Source organism: Variovorax sp. GW821-FHT09D05 (genome assembly GCF_059416325.1).
Genome location: NZ_JBWKOZ010000005.1, coordinates 316,094 through 340,324 on the forward strand (window position 1 = coordinate 316,094; position 24,231 = coordinate 340,324).

General features: G+C 64.1%; 23 protein-coding genes. 13 read left to right on the plus strand and 10 right to left on the minus strand.

The genetic code is table 11. The annotated features are described in order from the left end of the window. Window positions 1-32 precede the first annotated feature (32 nt). From AC07O3_RS15820 to AC07O3_RS15880, 13 genes are all read left to right on the plus strand, one after another. A complete protein-coding gene (locus tag AC07O3_RS15820; protein ID WP_495339770.1) occupies window positions 33-1,598 on the plus strand; it encodes a methyl-accepting chemotaxis protein in 1,566 nt (521 codons plus the stop codon). Window positions 1,599-1,605: 7 nt separating this feature from the next. Next, window positions 1,606-1,887 carry a hypothetical protein gene (locus AC07O3_RS15825; RefSeq protein ID WP_093057943.1) on the plus strand — a complete coding sequence of 94 codons (282 nt, stop codon included), beginning with the start codon at window positions 1,606-1,608 and terminating at the stop codon, window positions 1,885-1,887. Window positions 1,888-1,905: 18 nt separating this feature from the next. Further along, entirely contained in the window at window positions 1,906-3,624 is a 1,719-nt protein-coding gene (locus AC07O3_RS15830) for a methyl-accepting chemotaxis protein (protein ID WP_495339771.1), read from the plus strand. A gap of 77 nt (window positions 3,625-3,701) precedes the next feature. Next, a complete protein-coding gene (locus tag AC07O3_RS15835) occupies window positions 3,702-4,226 on the plus strand; it encodes a chemotaxis protein CheW (RefSeq protein WP_489018275.1) in 525 nt (174 codons plus the stop codon). A gap of 63 nt (window positions 4,227-4,289) precedes the next feature. Beyond that, a complete protein-coding gene (locus AC07O3_RS15840) occupies window positions 4,290-5,957 on the plus strand; it encodes a methyl-accepting chemotaxis protein (protein WP_495339772.1) in 1,668 nt (555 codons plus the stop codon). A gap of 77 nt (window positions 5,958-6,034) precedes the next feature. Next, the gene (locus tag AC07O3_RS15845) at window positions 6,035-7,975 is read left to right on the plus strand and encodes a methyl-accepting chemotaxis protein (RefSeq protein ID WP_495339773.1); all 1,941 of its coding nucleotides are present in this window, start codon (window positions 6,035-6,037) and stop codon (window positions 7,973-7,975) included. A gap of 3 nt (window positions 7,976-7,978) precedes the next feature. Continuing rightward, a complete protein-coding gene (locus tag AC07O3_RS15850; RefSeq protein ID WP_489018281.1) occupies window positions 7,979-9,700 on the plus strand; it encodes a methyl-accepting chemotaxis protein in 1,722 nt (573 codons plus the stop codon). 19 nt (window positions 9,701-9,719) lie between these two features. After that, window positions 9,720-11,435 carry a methyl-accepting chemotaxis protein gene (locus AC07O3_RS15855; RefSeq protein WP_489018283.1) on the plus strand — a complete coding sequence of 572 codons (1,716 nt, stop codon included), beginning with the start codon at window positions 9,720-9,722 and terminating at the stop codon, window positions 11,433-11,435. 102 nt (window positions 11,436-11,537) lie between these two features. Next, window positions 11,538-13,502 (plus strand): flagellar hook-associated protein FlgK, encoded by a 1,965-nt coding sequence (flgK, locus tag AC07O3_RS15860; RefSeq protein ID WP_489018285.1) that lies wholly within the window; start codon window positions 11,538-11,540, stop codon window positions 13,500-13,502. 38 nt (window positions 13,503-13,540) lie between these two features. Continuing rightward, window positions 13,541-14,752, plus strand: coding sequence for a flagellar hook-associated protein FlgL (gene flgL / locus AC07O3_RS15865; protein ID WP_093077303.1), 1,212 nt, complete (start codon window positions 13,541-13,543; stop codon window positions 14,750-14,752). 516 nt (window positions 14,753-15,268) lie between these two features. Beyond that, window positions 15,269-15,895 (plus strand): RHS repeat-associated core domain-containing protein, encoded by a 627-nt coding sequence (locus tag AC07O3_RS15870; protein ID WP_257014598.1) that lies wholly within the window; start codon window positions 15,269-15,271, stop codon window positions 15,893-15,895. A gap of 1 nt (window position 15,896) precedes the next feature. Beyond that, entirely contained in the window at window positions 15,897-16,178 is a 282-nt protein-coding gene (locus AC07O3_RS15875) for a hypothetical protein (protein ID WP_307617357.1), read from the plus strand. Window positions 16,179-16,297: 119 nt separating this feature from the next. Next, window positions 16,298-16,675, plus strand: a complete 378-nt coding sequence (locus tag AC07O3_RS15880) for a cytochrome c oxidase assembly factor Coa1 family protein (protein WP_093077298.1) — start codon at window positions 16,298-16,300, stop codon at window positions 16,673-16,675. Window positions 16,676-16,770: 95 nt separating this feature from the next. Here AC07O3_RS15880 and AC07O3_RS15885 read toward each other — a convergent pair whose 3' ends face one another. The 10 genes from AC07O3_RS15885 to fliM all read right to left on the minus strand — a co-directional run bounded on the left by AC07O3_RS15885 (window position 16,771) and on the right by fliM (window position 24,218). Next, window positions 16,771-17,085, minus strand: coding sequence for a hypothetical protein (locus AC07O3_RS15885; RefSeq protein ID WP_093077297.1), 315 nt, complete (start codon window positions 17,083-17,085; stop codon window positions 16,771-16,773). Window positions 17,086-17,430: 345 nt separating this feature from the next. Continuing rightward, window positions 17,431-18,843: an amidase gene (locus AC07O3_RS15890; protein ID WP_495339774.1), complete on the minus strand. Its 1,413-nt coding sequence runs from the start codon at window positions 18,841-18,843 to the stop codon at window positions 17,431-17,433. A gap of 14 nt (window positions 18,844-18,857) precedes the next feature. Then, window positions 18,858-19,649 (minus strand): transporter substrate-binding domain-containing protein, encoded by a 792-nt coding sequence (locus tag AC07O3_RS15895; protein ID WP_426389956.1) that lies wholly within the window; start codon window positions 19,647-19,649, stop codon window positions 18,858-18,860. Between the two features lie 77 nt (window positions 19,650-19,726). Continuing rightward, window positions 19,727-20,410, minus strand: coding sequence for a GntR family transcriptional regulator (locus tag AC07O3_RS15900; protein WP_495339775.1), 684 nt, complete (start codon window positions 20,408-20,410; stop codon window positions 19,727-19,729). A gap of 96 nt (window positions 20,411-20,506) precedes the next feature. After that, window positions 20,507-21,292, minus strand: a complete 786-nt coding sequence (fliR, locus tag AC07O3_RS15905) for a flagellar biosynthetic protein FliR (RefSeq protein WP_489018396.1) — start codon at window positions 21,290-21,292, stop codon at window positions 20,507-20,509. 28 nt (window positions 21,293-21,320) lie between these two features. Continuing rightward, entirely contained in the window at window positions 21,321-21,590 is a 270-nt protein-coding gene (gene fliQ / locus AC07O3_RS15910; RefSeq protein WP_093058547.1) for a flagellar biosynthesis protein FliQ, read from the minus strand. Window positions 21,591-21,600: 10 nt separating this feature from the next. Beyond that, window positions 21,601-22,362 carry a flagellar type III secretion system pore protein FliP gene (fliP, locus tag AC07O3_RS15915; RefSeq protein WP_495339776.1) on the minus strand — a complete coding sequence of 254 codons (762 nt, stop codon included), beginning with the start codon at window positions 22,360-22,362 and terminating at the stop codon, window positions 21,601-21,603. Next, on the minus strand, window positions 22,359-22,775 hold the full coding sequence (fliO, locus tag AC07O3_RS15920; RefSeq protein WP_093077289.1) for a flagellar biosynthetic protein FliO: 417 nt from the start codon (window positions 22,773-22,775) through the stop codon (window positions 22,359-22,361). Before fliO ends, fliP begins: the two co-directional genes overlap by 4 nt. Beyond that, the gene (gene fliN, locus AC07O3_RS15925) at window positions 22,772-23,224 is read right to left on the minus strand and encodes a flagellar motor switch protein FliN (RefSeq protein ID WP_093077287.1); all 453 of its coding nucleotides are present in this window, start codon (window positions 23,222-23,224) and stop codon (window positions 22,772-22,774) included. The genes fliO and fliN overlap by 4 nt, the downstream gene beginning before the upstream one ends. Further along, the gene (gene fliM / locus AC07O3_RS15930; protein WP_093058551.1) at window positions 23,217-24,218 is read right to left on the minus strand and encodes a flagellar motor switch protein FliM; all 1,002 of its coding nucleotides are present in this window, start codon (window positions 24,216-24,218) and stop codon (window positions 23,217-23,219) included. Before fliM ends, fliN begins: the two co-directional genes overlap by 8 nt. Window positions 24,219-24,231: the final 13 nt, after the last annotated feature.

The window sequence follows — 24,231 nt, forward strand, 5'->3', positions numbered from 1 at the left end:
ACGACACACAGAGGTTCCGCGAGGAGACGCACATGAAAGACTGGAAGATCGGACGGCGCCTGGGTGCCGGCTTTGCACTGGTGCTGGCGCTGGTGGTGATCACCGCGGCCATCGGCGTGCTGCGCCTGCAGGGCGTGGGCGATGCGACGGAGGCCATGGCCGGACAGTCGCTGACAAAGGAGCGACTGGCGGCCGCCTGGCAGCTGGGCACCAACACCAACAGCGTGCGCACCTTCTCCCTGCTCAAGAGCGACGACGTGGCCGTGCAGGAGTATCTGCAGAAGAACATCACGGCCACCAGCGCTGTCATCACCGAAACGCAGAAGAAGCTCGAGGCCATGCTGGCGTCGCCAGAAGAGCTGGCGCTGAGCGCCGACATCAAGAAGAAGCGCGGCGAATACGTCGAGCTGCGCAACCAGATCCTCAAGCTCAAGGCCGACGGCCGCAAGGAAGAGGCCACGAAGTTGACCGACACGCAACTGCTGCCCGCGCTCGACAGCTACGACGCGAGCATCCGTGCCATGGTGGGCCACCAGCAGAAGGAGATCGACAGGACCGCTGCCGGCATCGGTGCGCAGTACCGGTCGGGCCGGGCCTGGCTCGTCGGGCTGGCTGCTTTCGCGGTCGTTGCCGGATCGGTGATCGCATGGCTGCTGACGCGCAGCATCGTGCAGCCCATCGCCGAGGCACTGCTGATCGCCGAGACCGTGGCCTCCGGCGACCTGAGCCAGGAATTCGAGACCGAGCGCGGAGGCGACTTCGGCCGGCTGCTGCGCGGTATGGGCGAGATGGAAGACACCCTCACCGATCTGGTGACGCGCATCAAGGCTTCGACCGATTCGATCGCGGTGGCCTCGCGGCAGATTGCGGCCGGCAACCAGGACTTGTCGTCGCGCACCGAGCAGCAGGCCAGCTCGCTGGAACAGACGGCGGCTTCGATGGAAGAGCTGACTTCGACGGTGAAGCAGAACGCCGACAACGCACGTCAGGCGAACCAGTTGGCCGTCTCGGCCTCCGAGGTCGCGGTGAAGGGCGGCAGCGTTGTCTCGCAAGTGGTCGACACCATGAGCTCGATCAATGCGTCGTCGAAAAAAATCGTCGACATCATCGGCGTGATCGACGGCATCGCGTTCCAGACCAACATCCTGGCGCTGAACGCGGCGGTCGAAGCCGCACGCGCCGGCGAGCAGGGCAAGGGCTTTGCCGTTGTCGCGTCGGAAGTGCGCAACCTGGCGCAGCGCTCGGCAGCGGCGGCCAAGGAAATCAAGACGCTCATCGGCGACTCGGTCGAAAAAGTCGAGGCCGGCAGCAAGCAGGTTGGTGAAGCCGGCCGCACGATGCAGGAAATCGTGGGCAGCGTGCGCCGCGTGACCGACATCATGGGCGAGATCACCGCTGCCAGCCAGGAACAAACATCAGGCATCGAGCAGATCAACCAGGCCATCACGCAGATGGACCAGGTCACGCAGCAGAACGCCGCGCTGGTCGAAGAAGCCTCGGCCGCTGCCCAGTCGCTGCAGGAGCAGGCCGACAACCTCGTGCGCGCCGTCAGCACCTTCAAGCTCGACGCCGACGTCGAAGAAGTAGAGACGGTCTGAAGCACCCATGCGCACACGTCTCAGCCCCAGGCTTGCCCTGCGCCTCGGCGTGGGCTTCGCCATTCTGTTGCTCTTGCTGGCCGTCGCGCTGAGCCTCGGCTTCAAGGCCGGCGCCGGCTACGAATGGGCGCGCCTGACGGTGTGTGCATTGGGCGTGGCTGCATTGCTCACCGCCGGTGTCGTCGCGTGGCTCGTCACGAGTTCGGTCACCCGTTCGACCCACGACGCCGCGAAGGTCTCCGACCGGCTCGACAGGGTCTTCCAGCACGTCAATGCCCAGGATTCCTGAAAACAAGCTCTCCACCCCATGAACTCATTCATCAATCTCAAGATCGGTACCCGTCTCGGCGCGGGCTTTGCCACCGTGCTCCTGCTGCTGGCCGGCATTGCCGGCCTCGGCCTCAGCGCGATGTCGAACATCCAGTTGCGGCTGGACGGCATCGTCAACGGCAACAACGTCAAGGTGGCCTCGGTCAACAAGATGCTGGACGCGGTCCGCGACATCGCCATCCTCGATGGCAACCTGATCCTGCTGACCGACACCGACGCCATGCGCGAAGAGTCGAAGAAGGTTACCGCCGCGCGCGACCGCTTCACCGAAAACCGCGCCGTGCTGGCGAAGCTGCTGGCCACTTCCGATGGCAAGGCGCTGCTCGCGCGCATCGACGAGAAGGTGGCCGTGCTTGTGCCGCTGAGCGCTCAACTGTCCGAATTCGCGTTGCAGAACAGGAACGACGAGGCAACTGCAATCTTCATCTCGAAGTTCCAGCCGGCCACGCGGGCGCTGCTCGAGGAGCTCGACGCCATGAGCCAACGCCAGGGCAAGCTTTCGCAGGAGGCCGAGGAAGAGGCCCACGCCGGCTACGTATGGTCGCGCAACCTGATGCTGGCACTGGGCGCCCTCGCGGTCCTGCTTGGTGCGGCCATTGCATGGCTCATCACGCGCTCGATCACCCGGCCCATCGGCGAGGCCGTGCAGGTGGCCGAGAAGGTGGCGGCGGGCGACATCAGCTCGCGCATCGAGGTGCAGTCGAAGGACGAGACCGGCCGGCTGATGCTCGCGCTCAAGGAAATGAACGAGAGCCTGGTGAAGATCGTCAGTGAAGTGCGCACGGGCACCGAGACGATTGCGACGGCTTCGAACCAGATCGCCTCGGGCAATCAGGACTTGTCTTCGCGTACTGAAGAGCAGGCGAGTTCGCTGGAGCAGACGGCTGCTTCGATGGAAGAGCTGACCTCGACCGTGAAGCAGAACGCGGACAACGCTCGTCAGGCGAACCAGCTTGCAGTCTCGGCCTCGGAAGTGGCTGTGAAGGGCGGCAGTGTCGTCTCGCAAGTGGTCGACACCATGGGCTCGATCAATACGTCGTCGAAAAAGATCGTCGACATCATCGGCGTGATCGACGGCATTGCGTTCCAGACGAACATCCTCGCGCTCAACGCCGCAGTCGAAGCTGCCCGCGCGGGCGAGCAAGGTAGGGGCTTTGCGGTGGTGGCTTCAGAAGTTCGCAGCCTCGCGCAGCGCTCGGCAGCCGCCGCCAAGGAAATCAAGACGCTCATCGGCGACTCGGTCGAAAAGGTCGAAGAGGGCAGCAAGCAGGTTGCAGAAGCCGGCCGCACGATGGACGAAATCGTCGGCAGCGTGAAGCGCGTGACGGACATCATGGGTGAGATCACTGCCGCAAGTCAGGAACAAACCTCCGGCATCGAGCAGATCAACCAGGCCATCACGCAGATGGACCAGGTCACGCAGCAGAACGCCGCACTGGTTGAAGAGGCCTCGGCTGCAGCCCAGTCGTTGCAGGAACAAGCCAGCAGCCTCGTGCGCGCGGTCAGCGTCTTCAAGATCGACGTAAACGCCGTCGCCACCACGCGGCCCAGCTTCACGCGCATCACGCCGATTCCGAAGCCAGCCAAGCCGGCACCGAAGCGCCCCGCCAAGGCCTTGCCCACCCGACGCGAGCCTTCTGGCGCTCCGCAACTCGCCATGGCCGGCAACGCCAAGGGCGACTGGACCGAGTTTTGAGAAAAAAGGACTCAAGTTCAGCGATCCGATGCCGATAACAGGATGAACCCGTTCCCTGTTATCGAAGGAAGAGAGCAATGAGTCTGAACAAGGCAAGAGATCCACTGCAGAAAGCCGCCTCGGCTTCGCCAGCGTCCACCGGCGTGAACCGCCTGGAGGTCGTGACCTTCAAGCTGGGCGAAGAGGAATACGGCATAGACATCCAGAAGGTGCAGGAGCTGCGCGGCTACGACGCGGTGACGCGCATTGCCAATGCACCGGAGTACATCAAGGGTGTGGTGAACCTGCGCGGGATCATCGTGCCGATCATCGACATGCGCATCAAGTTCAAGCTGGGCGACCCGACGTACGACCAGTTCACGGTGGTGATCGTGCTGAACATCGCAGGTCGCGTGGTGGGCATGGTGGTGGACAGCGTGTCGGACGTGATCACGCTGACGGGCGAGCAGATCAAGCCGGCGCCGGAGATGGGCTCGGTGCTGGACGCGGACTACCTGATCGGGCTGGGCACGCTGGACGAGCGGATGCTGATCCTGGTGGACATCGACCGGCTGATGTCCAGCGAAGAAATGGGGCTCGTCGAAGCCGCTGCCACTGCCTGACACCGGCGCCATGGCCACGTGGCCAGGCTCGGCCCCACACATTCACCTTTCAAGGCCTGCACCATGAAATTTCTCTCGAACCTCCGCATCGGCAACCGGCTGGCCATGGCTTTCGCCATCGTGCTGGGCTTGACCGTGATCTCGACCGCGATCGCCCTGGTTTCCTCGCGCAACAACGCGGAAGCCACCCGGGTCATGATGCAGAGCCCGCTCGCGAAGGAGCGGCTCATCTCCGACTGGTACGTGCTTACCTACTCGGCCATCGCCCGCACCTCGATGATCGCGCGCACGACCGACGAGACCCTGCCGGTCGTTTTTGCCGACGTGATCTCCGACAGCGTGAAGAAGGGCAGCGAGACCATTGCCAAGGTCGAGAAACTGCTGGTGACCGAGGAGGAGAAGGCCGTCCTGAAGTCCATTCTCGATTTGCGCGCGAAGTACCAGACCGCCAAGGACGACGTGGGCAAGGCCAAGGCCAGCGGCAATGCGGTGGACACCGCGCGCGCCTTCAAGGAGTCGTTCCAGCCGGCCGCCAAGGCCTATGAAACCCGCGTGCTCGACCTGCTGTCGATGGAGCGCCAGGCCATCGACGACATGAGCCAGGCCATCGACGCGGCGAACACGCGCAGCTTCAACCTGCAGCTGCTGCTGACGGTGCTGACGGTGGTCAGCGGCGGCATCTTCGCGTTCTTCATCTCGCGCAGCATCGTGCGCCCGCTGGCGCAAGCCGTGCAGGTGGCCGAGACCGTCGCTGCCGGCGACCTGAGCATGCACATCGAAGTGGAAAGCCGCGACGAAGCAGGGCAGCTGATGCAGGCGCTGAAGAACATGAACGCGAACCTGGCGAAGGTGGTGGGTGAAGTGCGCACGGGCACGGAGACGATCGCCACTGCTTCGGGGCAGATCGCTTCGGGCAATCAGGATCTGTCTTCGCGCACGGAAGAGCAGGCGAGTTCGCTGGAGCAGACGGCTGCTTCGATGGAAGAGCTGACCAGCACCGTCAAGCAGAACGCCGACAACGCGCGTCAAGCCAACCAGCTTGCGGTCTCTGCTTCGGAAGTCGCAGTGAAGGGCGGCAGCGTTGTCTCGCAAGTGGTCGACACGATGGGTTCGATCAATGCGTCGTCCAAGAAGATCGTCGACATCATCGGCGTGATCGACGGCATCGCGTTCCAGACCAACATCCTCGCGCTGAACGCGGCGGTCGAAGCGGCACGTGCCGGTGAACAAGGCCGTGGCTTTGCTGTCGTCGCCTCGGAAGTCCGCAGCCTGGCTCAACGCTCAGCCGCTGCCGCCAAGGAAATCAAGACTCTCATCGGGGATTCGGTCGAAAAGGTCGAAGAGGGCAGCAAGCAGGTGGAAGAAGCTGGCCGCACGATGGACGAAATCGTCGGCAGCGTGAAGCGCGTGACCGACATCATGGGCGAGATCACCGCTGCCAGCCAGGAGCAAACGTCAGGCATCGAGCAGATCAACCAGGCCATCACGCAGATGGACCAGGTCACGCAGCAGAACGCCGCACTGGTCGAAGAGGCTTCGGCAGCCGCTCAATCGCTGCAGGAGCAGGCCGGTGCCCTCGTGCAGGCCGTCAGCATCTTCAAGCTCGACGAAGGCCGCCACGCCGCGCCTCGCACGCAGGCCAGAACGCAGCCGGCCAAGCACGTCGGGTCGTCGTTGCCTGCGACACCGCAGCTTGCGGTGGCCGGTGCCGGTGACTGGCGCGAGTTCTGAACCATAAGCTCTCTGTAGTTATGAAAACCGCGAACCCCGCGAGGCGCGATCCCGCCTTCGTCTCCCTGGCTCGCACCATGACCCTCGGCGCCGTCGCAGGCATGCTCCTGGTGGTGACGCTGGTGCTGGCCGTTTTCTACGCGCTGGCCTCTTCGCAGCAGCAGCGCAGTGCCGCGCAGTACGCCAATGCCAAGGCCGAAGCCATCGCCCGCTCGCTGGACATCTTCGACCAGACCATGCGCCTCACGGCGGAGAACGCCTTCGGCGTCTTCCGTCGCCAATTCGCGTCCAGCTTCGTTCTCGACGGAGCCGCGCAGGGAGCGCTGAGCAGTGACGGCACGCCCATCGACGCCAAGCGCATCGCGGAGGTGGATGCCTTCGCGCGCGATTTCCCCGGCGCCAATGCCACGGTGTTCGTAGCGCAAGGCGAAGATTTCCGCCGCGTCACCACTTCGGTGAAGAAGGAAAGCGGCGAACGCGCCGTCGGCACGCTGCTGGATCGCAAGAGCGGCGCCTATCCGGTGCTGCGCGAGGGCAAGCGCTTCGTGGGGCGCGTCATGCTGTTCGGGCGCCCCTACATGACGGTCTACGAGCCGGTGCGCGATGCGGCCGGCCGCGTCGTCGCGGTGCTCTACATCGGGCTGGACATTTCCCAACAGCAGGCTTCCTTCGGCGAAGCCGTGGGCAAGACGCGGATCTTCGAGACCGGCGGGCTCTACATCGTCAACCCCAGCGGCGGTGCCGATGCGGCGACGCTGGTCTTTCATCCGACGGCGGCCGGCAAGAAGCTGAGCGAGCTTCTGCCTGGTGACGAGTCGGCCGCCTGGCTGTCGCGGGTCGCGGCGCCTGACGCCATGTGGATCGACGACGCACGGGCGGTGCTTGCATCCGCAGCGAACGGGCAGCGGCGCTATGCCTCTGTGGCCAGGAGCGAGGCGACGGGCTGGCTGGTGGTGGCCGAGCTTTCCGCTTCGGAGGTGCTCGCAGGGCTCTATCGCCAGATGGCCTGGATCGGCGCCTGCATTGCGCTGGCGGCCCTCGTGTTGGGGGCGGCGCTGATCGTCTTCATCCGCCGCACCGTGCGGCCACTGAGCGTGCTGAGCGAGCATGTGCAGGCTCTCGGCCAGGGCGACCTGTCGCAGCGGTTGGACTCGGCCCGCCGTGACGAGATGGGCGTGATCACCCGCGCCGTGGAAAGCATGCGCGAAGGCCTGGCCGGCGTGGTGGGCGGCGTGCGCGAAGGCACCGATGCCATCGCCACCGCCTCGGGCCAGATCTCCGCCGGCAACCAGGATCTTTCGACGCGCACGGAGGAACAGGCGAGCTCGCTGCAGCAGACCGCTGCATCGATGGAAGAGCTCACCAGCACCGTGAAGCAGAACGCCGACAACGCGCGGCAGGCCAACCAGCTGGCGCTGTCGGCCTCCGAGGTGGCGCTCAAGGGCGGCGATGTGGTCAGCCAGGTGGTGGACACCATGGCCTCGATCCATGCCTCGTCGAAAAAGATCGTGGACATCACAGGCGTGATCGACGGCATCGCCTTCCAGACCAACATCCTGGCGCTCAACGCCGCGGTGGAAGCAGCGCGCGCGGGAGAGCAGGGCAGGGGCTTTGCCGTGGTGGCCGCCGAAGTGCGCAACCTCGCGCAGCGCTCGGCCGCAGCGGCCAAGGAAATCAAGGGTCTGATCGATGACTCGGTCGGCAAGGTCGATGCGGGCACCGCCCTGGTGGGCGAGGCCGGAAGGACCATGGAAGAAATCGTGGGCAGCGTGAAGCGGGTGACCGACATCATCGGTGAAATCAGCGCCGCGAGCCACGAGCAGACCTCGGGCATCGAACAGATCAACCAGGCCATCACGCAGATGGACCAGGTCACGCAGCAGAACGCGGCACTGGTCGAGGAAGCCTCGGCCGCAGCCCAGTCGCTGCAGGAACAGGCCGGCAGCCTCGTGCAGGCCGTCAGCATCTTCAAGCTCGGCGAAGGCCGGCAACACACGGTATTGGCCTTCTCGGCCTGAAAAATGATCAAGTCTTTCTACAACCTCAAGATCGCGACCAAGCTGCTTGCGTCGTTCATCGCCGTCCTCGTGCTGACGGCCTGCCTCGGCGTGATTTCGGTGATGCAGCTCGGCAAGGTTCACGAGATGTCCACCGACCTCTCGACCAACTGGCTGCCGGCCACGCGCTCGCTGCTGGAGCTGAAGGGCATGGTGGCGAGCTACCGGGCGCAGGAGACGGAGCATGCCTTGTTGGGTTCGTTCACCGAAATGACTGCGCACGAGAAGGCGATGGACGAGTCGTGGGCGGTGCTGCAGAAGAAGCGCGCCGAATATGCGACGCTCATCTCGGAGCCCGAGGAGCGCGAGCTCTATCCGGTGTTCGAGAAGCTGCTGGCGCAATACGCGCTCGAGCACAACAAGATCGTCGCCATCTCCAATACGCAGGACATCGACCAGGCGGCCAATCTGATTCGCGGCAAGTCGCAGACTTTGAGCCGCGAGATGAACGCGACGCTGGACAAGCTGACGCAGGTGAACCTGGCAGGCGCCCTTCGCGCGGGCCAGACGGCCGACGCGGTGCACGGGCGAGCCAGGCTCTGGGTGCTGGGCCTGCTGCTGGGCAGCATGGCGCTAGGCCTGGGGCTGGCGCTGTGGATCGCACGCATCGTCGCGCGGCCGCTGGCGGAAGCCGTGAAGGTGGCGCAGTCGGTGGCGGCAGGCGACTTGACCAGCCGCATCGAGGCACGGACGACGGACGAAACCGGGCAATTGCTGGAGGCTCTGAAGGGCATGAACGACAGCCTCGTGAAGATCGTGAGTGAAGTGCGCACGGGGACCGACACCATTGCCACGGCTTCGAGCCAGATTGCTTCGGGGAATCAGGATCTGTCTTCGCGCACGGAAGAGCAGGCTAGCTCGTTGGAGCAGACGGCTGCCTCGATGGAAGAGCTGACCTCGACGGTGAAGCAGAACGCGGACAACGCGCGGCAGGCGAACCAGCTGGCTGTGTCTGCCTCTGAAGTTGCCGTGAAGGGCGGCAGCGTTGTCTCGCAAGTGGTCGACACCATGGGTTCGATCAATGCATCGTCCAAGAAGATCGTCGACATCATCGGTGTGATCGACGGCATCGCATTCCAGACCAACATCCTCGCGCTGAACGCGGCAGTCGAGGCGGCACGCGCCGGCGAGCAAGGCCGTGGCTTTGCTGTCGTCGCCTCCGAAGTGCGCAGCCTCGCTCAGCGCTCGGCTGCCGCCGCCAAGGAAATCAAGACCCTGATCGGCGACTCGGTCGAAAAGGTCGAAGAGGGCAGCAAACAAGTTGCAGAGGCTGGCCGCACGATGGACGAAATCGTCGGCAGTGTCCGCCGCGTGACGGACATCATGGGCGAGATCACCGCTGCCAGCCAGGAGCAAACGTCAGGCATCGAACAGATCAACCAGGCCATCACGCAGATGGACCAGGTCACGCAGCAGAACGCAGCGCTGGTCGAAGAAGCTTCGGCCGCAGCCCAGTCGCTGCAGGAGCAGGCTGGCAGCCTCGTGCAGTCCGTCAGCATCTTCAAGCTCGACGCCAACGCCGCGGCCACAACACGCCCCGGCTTCACGCGCATCACCCCGATCGCCAAGCCCGTCAAGCCCGAGCCGAAGCGCCCCGCCAAGGCCTTGCCCACCCGCCGCGAACCCGCCGCAGCCCCACAGCTCGCTGTAGCTGGGGATGCAAAGGGCGACTGGACGGAATTCTGAGTCTGCTGGAGGAAATCAAATGAACTTGAAGAACCTGAAAATCGGCACCCGCCTGGGCCTCGGCTTTGCGGTCGTGCTGCTCCTGATGTTGGTCATTGCCGCCACCGGCATGCAGCGCCTTGCGAGTGTGGGCAAGGCCACGGAAGACATGATGCAGAACGCGCTGGTCAAGGAGCGCCTGGCCAACCAGTGGTCCAACCTGCTCGGGCCGGCAATCGTCAATTCGTTCGCGATGGTCAAGGCGACAGACCCCAAGGCGGTCGCCTACTTCGAGAAGGGCCGGGCCGACAAGTCGGCGCTTATCAACCCGGTGCAGAAGAAGCTCGAGGAACTGCTGACCTCTCCGGAAGAGAAGAAGCTGTATGCCGGCGTGGCCGATGCTCGCGGCGTCGTGCTCGCGACCATCGGGAAGATCAACAAGCTCAAGACCGAGGGGAAGAACGAAGAGGCCATGGAAATGGCCGACAACCAGTTCGCGCCCGCACTCACCGTCTACGAGGAGGCCGTGGCCAAGCTCGCGGCGTATCAGCGCGACCGCATCGACGAACTGGCGCAAGACATCGAAGCCAACCATACGACCGGCGAGACCACGTTGATGGTGCTGTCGGGCATTGCGCTGGTGCTGGGGGCGTTGTTTGCATGGCGCCTGACACTGGGCATCGTGCGTCCGCTGGGGCATGCGGTGGAAGTGGCAGAGACGGTGGCCGCGGGCGACCTGAGCACGCATATCGAGGTGGAAAGCCGCGATGAGACAGGGCAGCTGATGCACGCGCTGCGAGAGATGAATGCGAGCCTGGCGAAGGTGGTTGGTGAGGTGCGTACGGGCACGGAGACGATCGCCACTGCTTCGGGGCAGATCGCCTCTGGCAATCAGGATCTATCTTCGCGCACGGAAGAGCAGGCGAGTTCGCTGGAGCAGACGGCTGCTTCGATGGAGGAGCTGACCAGCACCGTCAAGCAGAACGCGGACAACGCGCGGCAGGCGAACCAGTTGGCCGTCTCGGCCTCCGAGGTCGCCGTGAAGGGCGGCAGCGTCGTCTCCCAAGTGGTGGACACCATGGGCTCGATCAATGCATCGTCCAAGAAGATCGTCGACATCATCGGCGTGATCGACGGCATTGCCTTCCAGACCAACATCCTGGCGCTGAACGCGGCGGTCGAAGCCGCGCGTGCGGGTGAACAAGGCCGTGGCTTCGCAGTGGTGGCCTCGGAAGTCCGCAGCCTCGCACAACGCTCCGCTGCTGCAGCCAAGGAGATCAAGACCCTGATCGGCGACTCGGTAGAAAAGGTCGAAGAAGGCAGCAAGCAGGTGGAAGAAGCTGGCCGCACGATGGACGAGATCGTCGGCAGCGTGAAGCGCGTGACCGACATCATGGGCGAGATCACCGCTGCCAGCCAGGAGCAAACCTCGGGCATTGAGCAGATCAACCAGGCCATCACGCAGATGGACCAGGTCACGCAGCAGAACGCCGCACTGGTTGAAGAGGCTTCGGCAGCCGCTCAATCGCTGCAGGAGCAGGCCGGCAGCCTCGTACAGGCGGTGAGCGTCTTCAAGCTCGATGCCAACGCCGTCGCCACCACACGCCCCGGCTTCACGCGTATCACCCCAATCCCGAAGCCCGCCAAGCCAGCACCCAAGCGCCCCGCCAAGGCCTTGCCCACCCGGCGCGAGCCTTCTGGCGCCCCGCAACTCGCCATGGCCAACGACGCCAAGGGCGACTGGACCGAGTTCTGACCCGATCGACCCTCAACTTTCGGCTGGCGCTGCCGATATAGACCCAGAGGCATCCAGGCGATGCCACCTCATTTCACACACCTCATCGACAGGTAAAGCCATATGTCCGGAAGTTTGTTCTACACGGGTCTGAGCGGCCTCGGCGTTGCACGCACCGCGCTGATGACCACGGCCCACAACACAGCCAACGTGTACACCGCCGGCTACAGCCGCCAGGTGGCAGAGATCGCCACGGGCAACGCCACTGGCACAGGCTCGGGCTTCATCGGCTCGGGTGCCAACGTCACGACCGTCTCGCGCAGCTACGACCGCTACCTGACGGCGCAGCTCTCTATTGCGCAGTCGACCTCGGCTGCGCTTGCCACCAACAGCACGCAGATCAACCGCATCGACACCCTGCTGGCCGACAAGACCTCGGGCATCGCGCCGCTGATGCAGAGCTTCTTCACCAGCGTGCAGGGCGTGGCCAACACACCGGCCGACCCGGCGGCGCGCCAGCAGATGATCAGCTCGGCGCAGGCGCTGGCCAGCAAGTTTCGCGCGACCGACCAATACCTGTCGGACCTGAACTCCTCCGTCAATGAGCAGATCGTTGGCAGCGTGGACCAGATCAACACCTACGCCAGCAAGATCGCCAGCCTCAACCAGCAGATCAGCCAGATCAGCGCCATGGCCGGCGGCCAGCCTCCCAACGACCTGCTCGACCAGCGCGACCAGCTCGTGAGCGAGCTGAGCCAGGTGGTCGACGTGAAGGTGCTGCAGCAGGACAACGGCAAGTACAACGTGTTCATCGCCACCGGCCAGTCTTTGGTGACGGGCGACTACGCCGCCACTATGGCCGCGGTGAACTCCGCCGCCGACCCGTCGCGCAAGGCCGTGGCGCTGCAGGGCTTTGCCGGCAACACGACCGAGCTGTCAGATGGCGTCATCACCGGCGGCACGCTCGGCGGGCTCATGAGCTTTCGACGTGACACGCTCATTCCCACGCAAAACTCCATCGGCCGGCTCGCCATGTCGGTGGCCGACGCCGTGAACGCGCAGAGCAAGCTGGGCGTGGACCTCAGCGGCGCACTGGGCAAAGACTTTTTCACGCAGTCCGTGCCGGGCGTGCTCTCCAACGCAAAGAACGCGGGCAACCTCGAGCTCACCGGCACGCTCTCGAACGCGTCGCAACTCACGACCAGCGACTACAACGTGAGCGTCACCGACGTGGCCGGCACGCTGACCTACTCGGTCACCCGCCTGTCGGACAAGCAGTCGATGGGCTCCTTCACCACCTTCCCCATTACCTTCGACGGCGTGAGCCTCGCGGCCGCCAGCGGTACCGCGCAGGCCGGCGATTCGTTTCTGGTGCAGCCCACGCGCACCGGCGCGCGCGACCTTGACGTGCTGACGCTCGACCCCGCCAAGGTGGCCGCGGCATCGCCCATCGTCACCGGCAATACCGTCGGCAACAAGGGCTCCGGCGCGCTGGGCGCGGCCACGGTGGATGCGAGCTACCCCGCAACGCCGCTGGGCGGCACCGTCACGCTGAGCTACGACGCGACCACCGGCAACCTGACCGGCTTTCCGGCCACCTCGGCCGTGACCGTCACGCTGGCCGATGGCACCAGCACCAGCTACGCGGCCGGCACGCCCGTGCCCTACACCGCCGGCGCGAAGATGAGCTTCGACGGCGTCACCGTTGCAATGACCGGCGCGCCCGCGCAAGGCGACACCTTCACCATCGGCAAGAACACCGCGGGCGTGTCAGACGGCAGCAATGCGCTGCTGCTGGGCGCGCTGCAGCGCAAGACCACCATGGCCAACGGCACCGCAACCTTCAACGGCGCCTACTCGCAGATCGTCAGCGAAGTCGGCAACCGCGCCATGGCCGTCAAGGTGGCAGCCACCACGCAAGACAGCGTTACCAGCCAGATCAAGGCCAGCCAGCAGGCCATCTCGGGCGTGAACCAGGACGAGGAAACCGCCAATCTGCTGATGTTCCAGCAGATGTACCAGGCGAATGCGAAAGTGATCCAGACCGCCTCGACCATCTTCGACACCATCCTCGGCATTGGCAGCTGAGCCAGCCCAACGTCAAGCAGATTCAACAAGGCAAAGCGATGCGCATCAGCACCCAATCCTTCTACGAACAGAACGTACTGGCCATGGGCCAGCAGCAGCAGAAACTGTTCAGGGTCCAGCAGCAGCTGGCGACCAACTCAAAATTTCTCTCGGCCGGCGACGACCCTGTGGGCGCCGCTCGCGCACTCGGCGTCAGCCAGACGCTCTCGGAAATCTCGCAGTACGCCACCAGCCGCCAGCGCGCGTCGCGATCGCTCTCCACCGAGGAGAACGCGCTCAACTCGGTGACCTCGATCCTGCAGAACATCAAGGCCCTGACCGTGCAGGCCGGCAACGGCACGCTGTCGGACGCCGACCGCGCATCGCTCGCCACCACCATCCAGAGCAGCTACGACCAGCTGGTGGGCATCGCCAACTCCGACGACGGCAACGGCCAGTACCTGTTCGCAGGCTTCAAGAGCGGCTCCCCGCCCTTCGTGGCCACGGCCAGCGGCGGCGTGCAGTACGTCGGCGACCAGGGCCAGCGGCTGATGCAGGTCGACGTGGCGCGCCAGATGTCTACATCGGACGACGGCCGCAGCGTCTTCCAGTCGGTGCAGGGCGGTGCGGGCTATGTGGCGTCAGGCGCCGCGGGCAACACCGGCACCGGCGTGTTCGGCTCTGTCAGCGTGACCGACGCCACCGCGCCCAACTACGGCAAGGACTTCACCATCACCTTCAGCGCCACCGACTACACGGTGACGACCAAGGACACGCCGCCGGTGGTCGCAGCCACCGGCCCGATCTCTGCGGACACGCCCATCAACTTCGGCGGCGTGCAGATCAAGATCACTGGCACGCCGGCGGCTGGCGACAGCTTTGATGTGTCTACCGCGAAGAATGCCGGCACCGATGTGTTCGCTGCCATCGGCGAGCTGGTGAGTGCGCTGCGCACGCCGCTGAGCGGTGGTGGCGCGGCTGCGCAGGCGAAGCTGCAGAACGCGCTGGCCACAGCCAACGTGAAGGTGACGAATGCGCACGACAACGTGCTGACGGTGTTGTCGTCGGTGGGCTCAAGGCAGAGCGAGATCGATGCGCTGGACTCGGGTGGTGGGGATCGCAAGCTGCAGGAAGAGTCTTATCTGTCTTCCATTGAAGACCTGGATCCGTATAGCGCGATTGCGGAGTTTTATCAGCGGCAGTCTTCGTTGCAGGCTACGCAGATGACGTTTGCTAAGTTGAATAGCATTTCGTTGTTTAACTATTTGTAGTGGGGTGGGCACGAGGTGGGCGTGCCTTGCGTTGGTTCGGTTGCGAAGGGGTAAATCCGACCTTGGCCCCGGATGTGTTCGGCGTGTGGCTAGCGTGAGGAGGCATCACGAAGACATTGAAAGGGCCATCCGCGTCGATGGCGCATTGGGCGTGGGAGGCCGGTGCATGGTTGTGCATCTGGCTTGATTCGGCTGGCCGCCCGCACTTTTAAGAAATAAGTCGGCACATACCCCGTGGGCGCCAAGCCGTGATTGTTGGTCACGTGGAGTTCAATGAACTTACGCCGCGCGTGGATGACGTCCCCTCTTCTTCGGCCATACCACATTGAGTCGTGCAGCAACAACATAGGCCGAGTTGCTTGAAGACTTTCACACCCAAATACTGAAACGGTTTGATACTCCGTCCAATCTAAAGAGGGAGGTCACCGTGGCATTTTCCACAAGCCGACGCTGGCGAGGTACCGGTTCGCCAACACAGAAACGACACCGAACCCGGGCACGACGAGCATCTCGGAGGTGAAGTTCAACCTGCGGTATCCGGGGCAGTATGCGGATGAGGAATCAGGCCTCAGCTACAACTACTTCCGCAGCTATGACGCCAGGACGGGACGGTACAGTCAGCCAGATCCGATTGGACTTGACGGGGGGTGGAATCGATTTGGGTATGTGGATGCGAATCCGATAAGAGGCACCGATCCTTTTGGGCTAGCCAACTCAGCGGCCATCGGGTGGATGAAGCCAAAGCCTTCTGGATCTCCCGCCGGCACCACCTTACAAATTGGACTCTCTGGCAATTTGGGGGCAGCAGTGATAGGCCTTGCCGGCGAGGTTGGCTTAGCCACTACACCGCAGTTTGATGACGCTTGCTTCTATGCACAGTTCTGCGGGGTTGCTGGTCCACAACTTGTTGCTGCCTGCGGTATCTCATACTCGGTCGGCGATGGATTTCCTTCGAGCGGTGTCTCGACTTCCAAAGGTGTGACTTGGTTTGGAGGGGCTGGACTGGTGGGCGCAGGCCAAGTTACTGTGAACGACTCGACGCAAATGCAAGGCACGAGAGGTGGGACGCGCGGTCAGTTTGGCGGGGGTGCTGGTGTAGGCTATGTCGATTGCGTTCAAAAAACGTGGTGCTTAAGGAGGTGATATGTCCAATCGTCAGGGTTTTCTTCTTGGCTTAGTGGTCTTAGCTGTGCTCATCCCGTTAGTTGTCGTTCTGTACCGAAAACTCTATGCGGGCAAGCCACAGACGGGGCTTCACATTCAGACTGCAGGCATCTCCTTGGCTTGGATCGGAGGGGTAATCGCTCTTGCACTCGATCAAGTGGAACTCGGCGCTAAGGCTATTTTTCTGGGCTTCCTGATTGGTATCGTCGGATTGTTCGTTCACACACAATCAACTCGCAAAGAAAAAGACCGGCAGGATTGAGATCAAGTAACTGAACTCCTCAAACGAACAGCTTCTGAACACAACCATCTCAACGAAGCGACGGGCCTTGGGCACATGAGCCTTCAAAAAATGCGAGCTGGAATGGGGCGAGTGGCAGCATGAAATTTCTGAAATGGGCTGCCGTAGTAGTGCTGGTGGTTCTCCCTCTTTCTGAGGTCGCAGGCCACTTGATCATCAAGCAGACCGACGCGTACCAGACGCTGAGAAATTTCGTTCAAACCTCAGACGGCATAAGAGAAAAAGTAGGCGATCGTCCGAAGATGAGCCTTCATTTCTTCGGGTACTCGATCCGAATGTCGGGGCCAAGTGGAAACGCGGAGTTTTCCGCTTCCGTGGAAGGCTCCAGTGGGACTGGCGAGTTGCATGCGAGCCTCGTAAAAAGTGGTAATTGGAGGATCGTGTCGATGAGCCTCGATGGCCAGGAGATTCAGGTGGCAACTATCAAAGAGTCCTCCGCGGTGGTTGCTGAGAAGTAGAGCAGTGGGCTGTCGCCAGTTTCGTGGACGTCGGCCCAAGCTCTTTTTAGTTTTCTCGAATCCTGTTGGACTGGCATCGATAACCTCGAAGGTGTTCATCGCGCACCGCCTTCACTCAAGGCAACACGCAACGACTGCATCGTGGTGTCGGCCGTTTCGACCCGCCGCTGCAGTTCCTCATTGACCACCCGCACCAGCGCGCTGAGTTCGGTGCGGGTCGGATACACCTCTTCCGTATCGTTCACACCCTGCGGAACGATGAGCTTTTCGAGACACGCGTAGGCACGATGCACAGCGTGAAGGCTGTCGATGTCATCGCATGCCTGCAGCACAAGCGATTCAACGCTGGCGGCTTCAGAAGATTCGGGAAATGAAGAGACGTGCGCGGACGCGCGAGCGGATGCAGCCATGAAAGGCCTCCAAGTGATTGCGGTTTGCTGAAACCGCCGCACCCGAGACCAATCGAGGCGGCAGCTCGATGGGTTGGTCTACCGGGCAACCACTTGCGTGAAACCGGCCGGGCTCGCGCCCGCCCATCGAGCCGCCAAAAAAATGGAAGCACGAATGACGAAGCCGCAGACCCTGCGGGGAACTGCGGCTTGCGTCGCAGTGATTGCACGGGAGACCAATCCCGATCACGCCTGTTTTTGACATGACGGGCGCAGTATAGCCACGCAGACATCTGCGATCGAGAGGAGCGAGATGCCCCTATGGCCCGCAGTTCCAACCCAAATGCCGGGTGGAACCTCCTCATTTCAGCCCGTTGAGTGAAACCCTTCGTCCCACAGCGCAGGCCATGGAAAGGCTTCCTCATACTGCATGGCCAATGCCAGCAGTTCGGCATCGTGGCCGGCCGATGCGACCAGCTGGATGCCGGTCGGCAGGCCCTCTGCATGCGCGCTTGGCAATGCAATGGCCGGCAAGCCCGCGGCATTGGCGAAGGCGGTGAAGACGGCATGTCCGCGCGGGCCGACTTCCGTGTCCGCTATCCGCTCGGGGTGGCTCTGCTCGCAGGGCCAGGGCAGGGCGGCCGTCGCGGGTGTGAGGATGAAGTCGTAGCGGGCGAAGACGACTTCCATCTGTCGCTCGAGCTCGCGCACTTCCGCCAGCACGTCGAACAGGCCGGACGCATCGAGCTTCAGGCCGGCGTCGAAATTCGCCTGGGCGACCGCGCCGCAGCGTGAGAGATCCGGGTGAACGCCCTCGGGCAATCCGAACTCGGGCCATTGCCATGCGCGCTGGAGCATCCAGGCGAGCCCTGCATTGGAAAGCGTCGGCCACAGCGCGTTGATCGCCTCCGACCAGTTCACCTGCTGCTGTGCTTCGTCCACCGCATGCCCCAACGCGGCGAAACCCTCGGCCGCGCGACGCACCGACGCGGCAATGTTGGGGTCGACGGCATGGGTGCCGAACCGGGGCACGAAAAGAATGCGAGCCGACGTGGGCTGGCCGGCCTCCAGGCGCGATCCTGCGATTGCCGCCGTCAGATGCCGTACGTCTTTCACGCAGCGACCGATTCCGCCGGCCACTTCGTAGTCGAGGAATATCTCGGGCAAGCCGCGCTCCCTGCGCACGAGGCCGCGCGAAGGCTTGAATCCCACAAGACCGCAATGCGATGCAGGCCGCCGGATGGAGCCGCCGCCATCGGTAGCCAGCGCCAGCGGCCCCAGGCCCGCCGCGACCGCCGCCGCGGCACCGCCCGACGATCCGCCCGGCGTCAGCGCGGTGTCCCAGGGGTTGCGGGTCGTGCCGTGCAGGGCGTTGGAGGTGTAGCCCTGCATTGCGAATTCAGGCAGGTTCGATTTGCCGAACAGCACGGCGCCTGCCGCGCGCAGGCGCGCCACGGGCAGCTCGTCGTGCGATGCGACAAAGCCCTGCAGCAGCCTGCTTCCCCACGACGTGGGAAGACCCGCGACGTGCATGTTGTCCTTGACGCTCACTGGCACGCCGTCGAGCGGGCCCAGCGGCCGGCCGGTGGCCCAGCGTGCCGCGCTGGATGCCGCCGCGCGCCGCGCACCTTCCCGGTCGAGTGCCACGAAGGCGTTGAGCGACGGCTCGCAAGCCTCGGTGCGTGCCAGGCACGCCTGCAGCGCGTCGAGGGGCGTGAACAACTGCTTTGCGTACCCGGCGGTCAACTGCGCCGCACTGAGGCGCCATGGCTCGTTCATGTCGTGGGCGCGCCTTACTGCGGCAAATCGCCGGCGGGGCGGCCCAGCCACTTGACGGCCAGCTTGTCGAGTTCGCCGCTCTTCTTCGCATCGAGCAAGATCTCGTTGACCTTGAGCCGCAGCGCGTCCTCTCCCTTGGCCACGCCGACGAAGTTCGGGGAATCCTTCAGCACGAACTTGAGCTCGCTCCCAAGTTGCGGGTTCTTCGCCATCATGGTGCTCGCCACCTGGGCGCTGGTTGCCACCAGCTGCGTCTGTCCGGCGACAAAGGCCGAGATGGTCGCGTTGTTGTCCTCGAAGCGGCGCAACTCCACGTTGGCTGGCGCCACCTTGGTGAGTTCCGCGTCGTCCACGGAGCCGCGCGTGACGGAGATGGATTTGCCCGCGAGCTCAGCCGGCGCTTTCACGGACAGCGTCTTCGGGCCGAACACGGCGATGAAGAAGGGCGAGTAGGCCACCGTGAAGTCGATGACTTTTTCGCGCTCCGGGTTCTTGCCCAGCGTCGAGATCACGAGGTCGGCCTTCTTGGTCTGCAGATAAGGGATGCGGTTCGCCGTCGAGACCGGAATCAATTCGACCTTGGCGCCGAGCTTGCCGGCGATCAGCCGCGCGACTTCGATGTCCAGCCCCTGGGGCGCCATGTCCGGGCCGACCGAGCCGTAGGGCGGAAAGTCGGTGGGAATCGCGATCCGGACCGTCTTGCTCTTCGTGATCGTGTCCAGCGCGTTCTGTGCGTGCGAGGCACCGGCTGCGAGAAAGGTGAGGGCGGCTGCGAGGCCGAGGGAAAGGTGGCGTTTGCTGAACATGGTGGCGTGCTCCAGGGTTGGGATGGGCGTTGAGAAGAAGTCGGCAGGGAAATCAGGGGCGCGTGGCAGGGGATGCTTCACCGGGGCGCAGACACCGGCGTGAGCGCGAGCCGCAGCTCGGCCAACGGGTCGGGCGTCTGGTCTGCGGGCACCCGCAGCTTGAGTTGCCAGGTCGACAGGTGGGCGAAGACGCGCTGTTCGGCCAGGGCCATGTCGCCGGCTTCCAGCGCCTCGACGATGGCGCTGTGCTCGCTGAAGGAGTGCGCAGCCTCGTCTTCCGACTGGTAGCGCAAGGCGATCAGCATCGTGCGTGCGGTGAGGTCGCGAACCGTGGCCGCGAGCACGCTGTTTCCCAGGCATTCGGCCAGGCAGACGTGAAAGTCTCCCAGCAGGAAGCTGCGCGCTCCCACATCGGTGCCTTCGACCGCTTCGCGCTGACGCTTCAGGTGCGTGCGCAGCCGCTGCAGCGCCTTGGAGGCCGGAGGCTTGCTGCACCGGATGAGGCCGGTCTCGATCACGAGGCGCGCGTCGAAAGCGGCCTGGGCTTCCTCCGGCGACAGCTCGACCAGGTACCACCCGCGACGCGCGCTGGCCTTCACCATGCCGCGAACCGACAAGGTGGTGAGCGCCTCGCGCACCACCGCGCGCGGTGCATCGAAGAGGTCGCACAGTTGCTGTTCGCCGAGGCGGGCACCCGGTGCGAGCTTCTTGGCGAGGACGGCCTCGACGATGCGCTCGCTGATGTCGGTGGAAGATGGCATGAATCTGATCAAGCAGATCTCATGCCATCTGATTAATCAGTTTGATGCACCAGTTTGGATCTTCATGCGATCCGGGTCCTTTGCATCACCTTCGAATCAGGGCCGCAACCCCTGCGTGACCCGCAACATATTCCCCACAGCCTCCCCAAACCGCGGCTCCAGAAACGCCCCCAGATTCGGCATCAACAGCTGCATCATGAAAATCCCCGCCAGCAGCGTCAGCGGAAACCCCACCGCAAAAATGCTGAACTGCGGCGATGCCCGGTTCAGGATGCCCATGGCCAGGTTCAGCGTAAGCAGCGCGGTAATCAGCGGCAGCGCCAGCATCAGCCCGCTGGCAAAGATGTCGCCCCCGGCCAGCACCAGGAACATCCACCCACCAGACGCAAGCGGCGCATCGGCAATCGGCAGTGTTTGAAAGCTCTCAGCCAGCGCATTCACCATCAGCAGATGCCCGTCGAGCGCCAGGAAGATCAGCATCGCCAGCATGTTCAGCAGGCGCGAAACCACCATGGTGCTGCCGTGGCTCATCGGGTCGAAGAACGATGCGAACGACAAGCCCATCTGCAGGCCGATGTATTCGCCTGCGGCCAGCACGGCGGTGAACACGAGCCGCACGGTGAAACCCATGGCCACGCCGATCAGCACCTGCTGCACGATGATCCACACGCCGCCGGCGGACACCACCGGCACCGTGGGCAGCGCCCCGATGGTGGGCGAGATGACGAAGGCCAGCATGGCGGCAATGGCTACCTTCACGGGCCGCGGCACCCACGCTTCGCCGAAGATCGGCGCGGTGCTCACCAGTGCGAGCATGCGCACAAAGGGCCAGAGGAAGGCCACCATCCAGCCCTCGAGCTGGGCCGAGGTGACCGAGATGATCGACGGGGTCACGTCACCTCAAATCACGTCACGCCAGCATCTGCGGAATGCCGGCGAACAGCGCGCGGATGTAGTCGAGCATGCGGTCGAGCATCCATGGACCTGCAATCACCAGCGTCGCGAACACGGCGAGCAGCTTGGGAATGAAGGACAGCGTGGCCTCATTGATCTGCGTGGCCGCCTGGAAGATGCTCACTATCAGGCCGATGATCAGTGCCACCAGCAGCAGCGGCGCGCCGATGAGCAGCGAGATTTCCATGGCCCGGTAGCCCATGGTCATGACGGATTCGGGGTTCATCTCTGCGTACCTAGAGGTAGAAGCTTTGCGCGAGCGCGCCGATGAGCAGTTGCCAGCCGTCGGCCAGCACGAAGAGCATCAGCTTGAAGGGCAGCGCGATGGAAGCAGGTGGCACCATCATCATGCCCATGGACATCAGCACGCTGGCCACCACGAGGTCGATGATGAGAAACGGTATGAAGATGGTGAAGCCGATCTGGAATGCGGTCTTCAGCTCGCTGATGACGAAGGAGGGCAGCAGTATGCGCAGCGGCACGTCTTCGGGACCCTGCATCTCGGGCACCTTGGCGAGCCGGGCGAACAGGGCCAGGTCGTTCTCGCGGGTCTGCTTGAGCATGAAGGTCTTGAAGGGCGCTATGCCGCGTTCCAGCGCGGTGTCGGCGCCGATCTTGTTCTCGGAGAAGGGCTTGTAGGCCTCGTTGTAGGCCTTGTCGAGCACCGGCGACATCACGAAGAAGGTGAGGAAGAGCGACAGCCCCACCAGAATCTGATTGGGCGGCGATGTCTGCGTGCCTATGGCGGTGCGCAGCAGGCCCAGCACGATGAGGATGCGCGTGAAGCTGGTCATCGACAGCAGCAGCGCGGGCAGGAAGGTGAGCGAGGTCAGCAGCACCATGGTCTGCACGCTCAGCGACCAGGTCTGGCTGCCGCCGGGGCCGGGCGTGCTGGTGATGCCGGGCAGGCCCTGCGTCCATGCAACGGCGGGCAGCAGCGTGGCGGCGAGCAACAGCAGCGCGGCGCGCATGCCGCGGCGCAATGCGGGGTTCTTCATGGGGCAGGACGATGCGGCTTGCCCGAGAGGGCTTCACGCAGTTTGCGGGCAAAGAGTTCGACAGGTGTGGGTGCGACCGATGGCGACGCGGAGGCTGCAGCGGCCGCATGGGCCTGCGCCGGCAGCGTGTGCAGCGTGTTGACCTGGCTCGGCGTAACGCCCAGCACCAGCCAGGTGTCGCCCACTTCCACCACGACCACGCGCTCGCGCTGGCCGACTGCGGCGCTCGACACCACCTTCACCAGCTGGCCGCTGCCCAGGCGCTGAAGGCCGAAGCGCCGCGCGAGCCAGGCGCACAGAAAAATCAGGCCGACCACCGCCGCCATGCCGAAGCCGGCCTGCAGCAGGCCCGATGCGCCGACAGCGGCTGGAGCCACGTCGTGAACGGGCGTGGGCACGGTGGGAAGGCTCATGCGCGCGCGAGCTTCTGCATGCGCTCGGAGGGCGTGACGATGTCGGTCAGGCGAATGCCGTACTTCTCGTTCACCACAACCACTTCGCCTTGCGCAATGAGGTAGCCGTTGATCAGCACGTCCAGCGGTTGGCCGGCCAGGCCGTCGAGCTCCACCACCGAGCCCTGCGACAGCTGCAGCAGGTTCTTGATGGTGATGCGCGTGCGGCCGATCTCGGCGGTGAGCTGCACCGGCACGTCGAGCACGCGAGCGATATCTACCGGCGTGGTGGACGAGTGCGCGGGGGCCGGCGCGTCCTGGATCTGCTGGAAGACCTGCGCGGTGGCTGGCGCGAATGTGGGTGCGGGGGCGGGTTCGGATGCGGCAGGGGCCGAGGCGGCCGTCTGCTCGGCCAGGGCGCTGGCCCAATCGTCCGCGTCGCTGCTGCCGGAAGAGGTGTTGTCAGTCATGGTCGTTCTTCAAATCGCTGTCTTGGTGGGAGATCATGTGTTGCACGCGCAGCGCGTAGCGCTCGTTGGAGGTGCCGTAGCCGCACTCCATCACCGGCACGCCGCCGACCTTGGCGACGACCGTCTCGGGCAGCTCGATGGGAATCACGTCGCCGATCTGCAGCTTCATGACTTCGCCCAGCGTCGATGGCATGGTCACGAAGTCGGCCACCAGCTCGACGTCGGCGGCCTGCATCTGGCGCGACATCTGCTTGACCCAGCGCTTGTCGACCTCGACCTCGTCCTGGATCGGGTTGGACAGCAGGTCGCGGATCGGCTCGATCATCGAGTAGGGAATGCACACGTGCAGGAAGCCGCCCACCGGGCCGAACTCGATCTGCAGCGTGGTGTTGATCACCACCTCGTTGGGCGCGACGATGTTGGCGAGCTTGCCGTGCATCTCGGCGCGCACGTAGTCGAAGTCGAGCGGAAACACCGGCTGCCACGCATCGCCATAGCACTGCAGTGACAGGTCGAGCAGGCGCTTGATGATGCGCTGCTCGGTGCGCGTGAAGTCACGGCCTTCCACGCGCACGTGGTAGCGGCCGTCGCTGCCGAACAGGTTGTCCACCACGAGAAACACCAGCTTCGGGTCGAACACGAAGAGGGCGGTGCCGCGCAGCGGCTTCATGTGGATCATGTTGATGTTCGCGGGCACCGGCAGGTGCCGCACGAACTCGCCGTACTGCTGGATCTGCACGGGCCCCACCGAGATGTCGGGGCTGCGGCGCATGAAGTTCAGCAGCGCGCCGCGCAGGCCGCGCGCAAAGCGGTCGTTGATGACCTCCAGCGTGTGCATGCGGTTGCGCACCACACGGTCGGGCGCGCCGAGGTCGTAGGCCGGCAGGCCGTCCTTCGGCGGTGCGGGGGAGGCCGCCTGGTCGAGGTCTCCGCCGGTGACGCCTTGCAGAAGCGCATCGACCTCGTCCTGGGAGAGCACCTGTTCATACGCCATGGATCGCTTGTCC

Bases quoted from the DNA above. Each gene is read 5' to 3' on its own strand.
- AC07O3_RS15880 (WP_093077298.1), top strand. From the start codon at position 16,298: ATGAAATTTCTGAAATGGGCTGCCGTAGTAGTGCTGGTGGTTCTCCCT.
- AC07O3_RS15895 (WP_426389956.1), bottom strand. From the start codon at position 19,649: ATGTTCAGCAAACGCCACCTTTCCCTCGGCCTCGCAGCCGCCCTCACC.
- AC07O3_RS15830 (WP_495339771.1), top strand. From the start codon at position 1,906: ATGAACTCATTCATCAATCTCAAGATCGGTACCCGTCTCGGCGCGGGC.
- flgL (WP_093077303.1), top strand. From the start codon at position 13,541: ATGCGCATCAGCACCCAATCCTTCTACGAACAGAACGTACTGGCCATG.
- AC07O3_RS15820 (WP_495339770.1), top strand. From the start codon at position 33: ATGAAAGACTGGAAGATCGGACGGCGCCTGGGTGCCGGCTTTGCACTG.
- AC07O3_RS15855 (WP_489018283.1), top strand. From the start codon at position 9,720: ATGAACTTGAAGAACCTGAAAATCGGCACCCGCCTGGGCCTCGGCTTT.
- fliO (WP_093077289.1), bottom strand. From the start codon at position 22,775: ATGAGCCTTCCCACCGTGCCCACGCCCGTTCACGACGTGGCTCCAGCC.
- flgK (WP_489018285.1), top strand. From the start codon at position 11,538: ATGTCCGGAAGTTTGTTCTACACGGGTCTGAGCGGCCTCGGCGTTGCA.
- fliP (WP_495339776.1), bottom strand. From the start codon at position 22,362: ATGAAGAACCCCGCATTGCGCCGCGGCATGCGCGCCGCGCTGCTGTTG.
- AC07O3_RS15885 (WP_093077297.1), bottom strand. From the start codon at position 17,085: ATGGCTGCATCCGCTCGCGCGTCCGCGCACGTCTCTTCATTTCCCGAA.
- AC07O3_RS15850 (WP_489018281.1), top strand. From the start codon at position 7,979: ATGATCAAGTCTTTCTACAACCTCAAGATCGCGACCAAGCTGCTTGCG.
- AC07O3_RS15845 (WP_495339773.1), top strand. From the start codon at position 6,035: ATGACCCTCGGCGCCGTCGCAGGCATGCTCCTGGTGGTGACGCTGGTG.
- fliN (WP_093077287.1), bottom strand. From the start codon at position 23,224: ATGACTGACAACACCTCTTCCGGCAGCAGCGACGCGGACGATTGGGCC.
- AC07O3_RS15835 (WP_489018275.1), top strand. From the start codon at position 3,702: ATGAGTCTGAACAAGGCAAGAGATCCACTGCAGAAAGCCGCCTCGGCT.
- AC07O3_RS15875 (WP_307617357.1), top strand. From the start codon at position 15,897: ATGTCCAATCGTCAGGGTTTTCTTCTTGGCTTAGTGGTCTTAGCTGTG.
- AC07O3_RS15900 (WP_495339775.1), bottom strand. From the start codon at position 20,410: ATGCCATCTTCCACCGACATCAGCGAGCGCATCGTCGAGGCCGTCCTC.
- fliQ (WP_093058547.1), bottom strand. From the start codon at position 21,590: ATGAACCCCGAATCCGTCATGACCATGGGCTACCGGGCCATGGAAATC.
- fliM (WP_093058551.1), bottom strand. From the start codon at position 24,218: ATGGCGTATGAACAGGTGCTCTCCCAGGACGAGGTCGATGCGCTTCTG.
- AC07O3_RS15825 (WP_093057943.1), top strand. From the start codon at position 1,606: ATGCGCACACGTCTCAGCCCCAGGCTTGCCCTGCGCCTCGGCGTGGGC.
- AC07O3_RS15840 (WP_495339772.1), top strand. From the start codon at position 4,290: ATGAAATTTCTCTCGAACCTCCGCATCGGCAACCGGCTGGCCATGGCT.
- AC07O3_RS15890 (WP_495339774.1), bottom strand. From the start codon at position 18,843: ATGAACGAGCCATGGCGCCTCAGTGCGGCGCAGTTGACCGCCGGGTAC.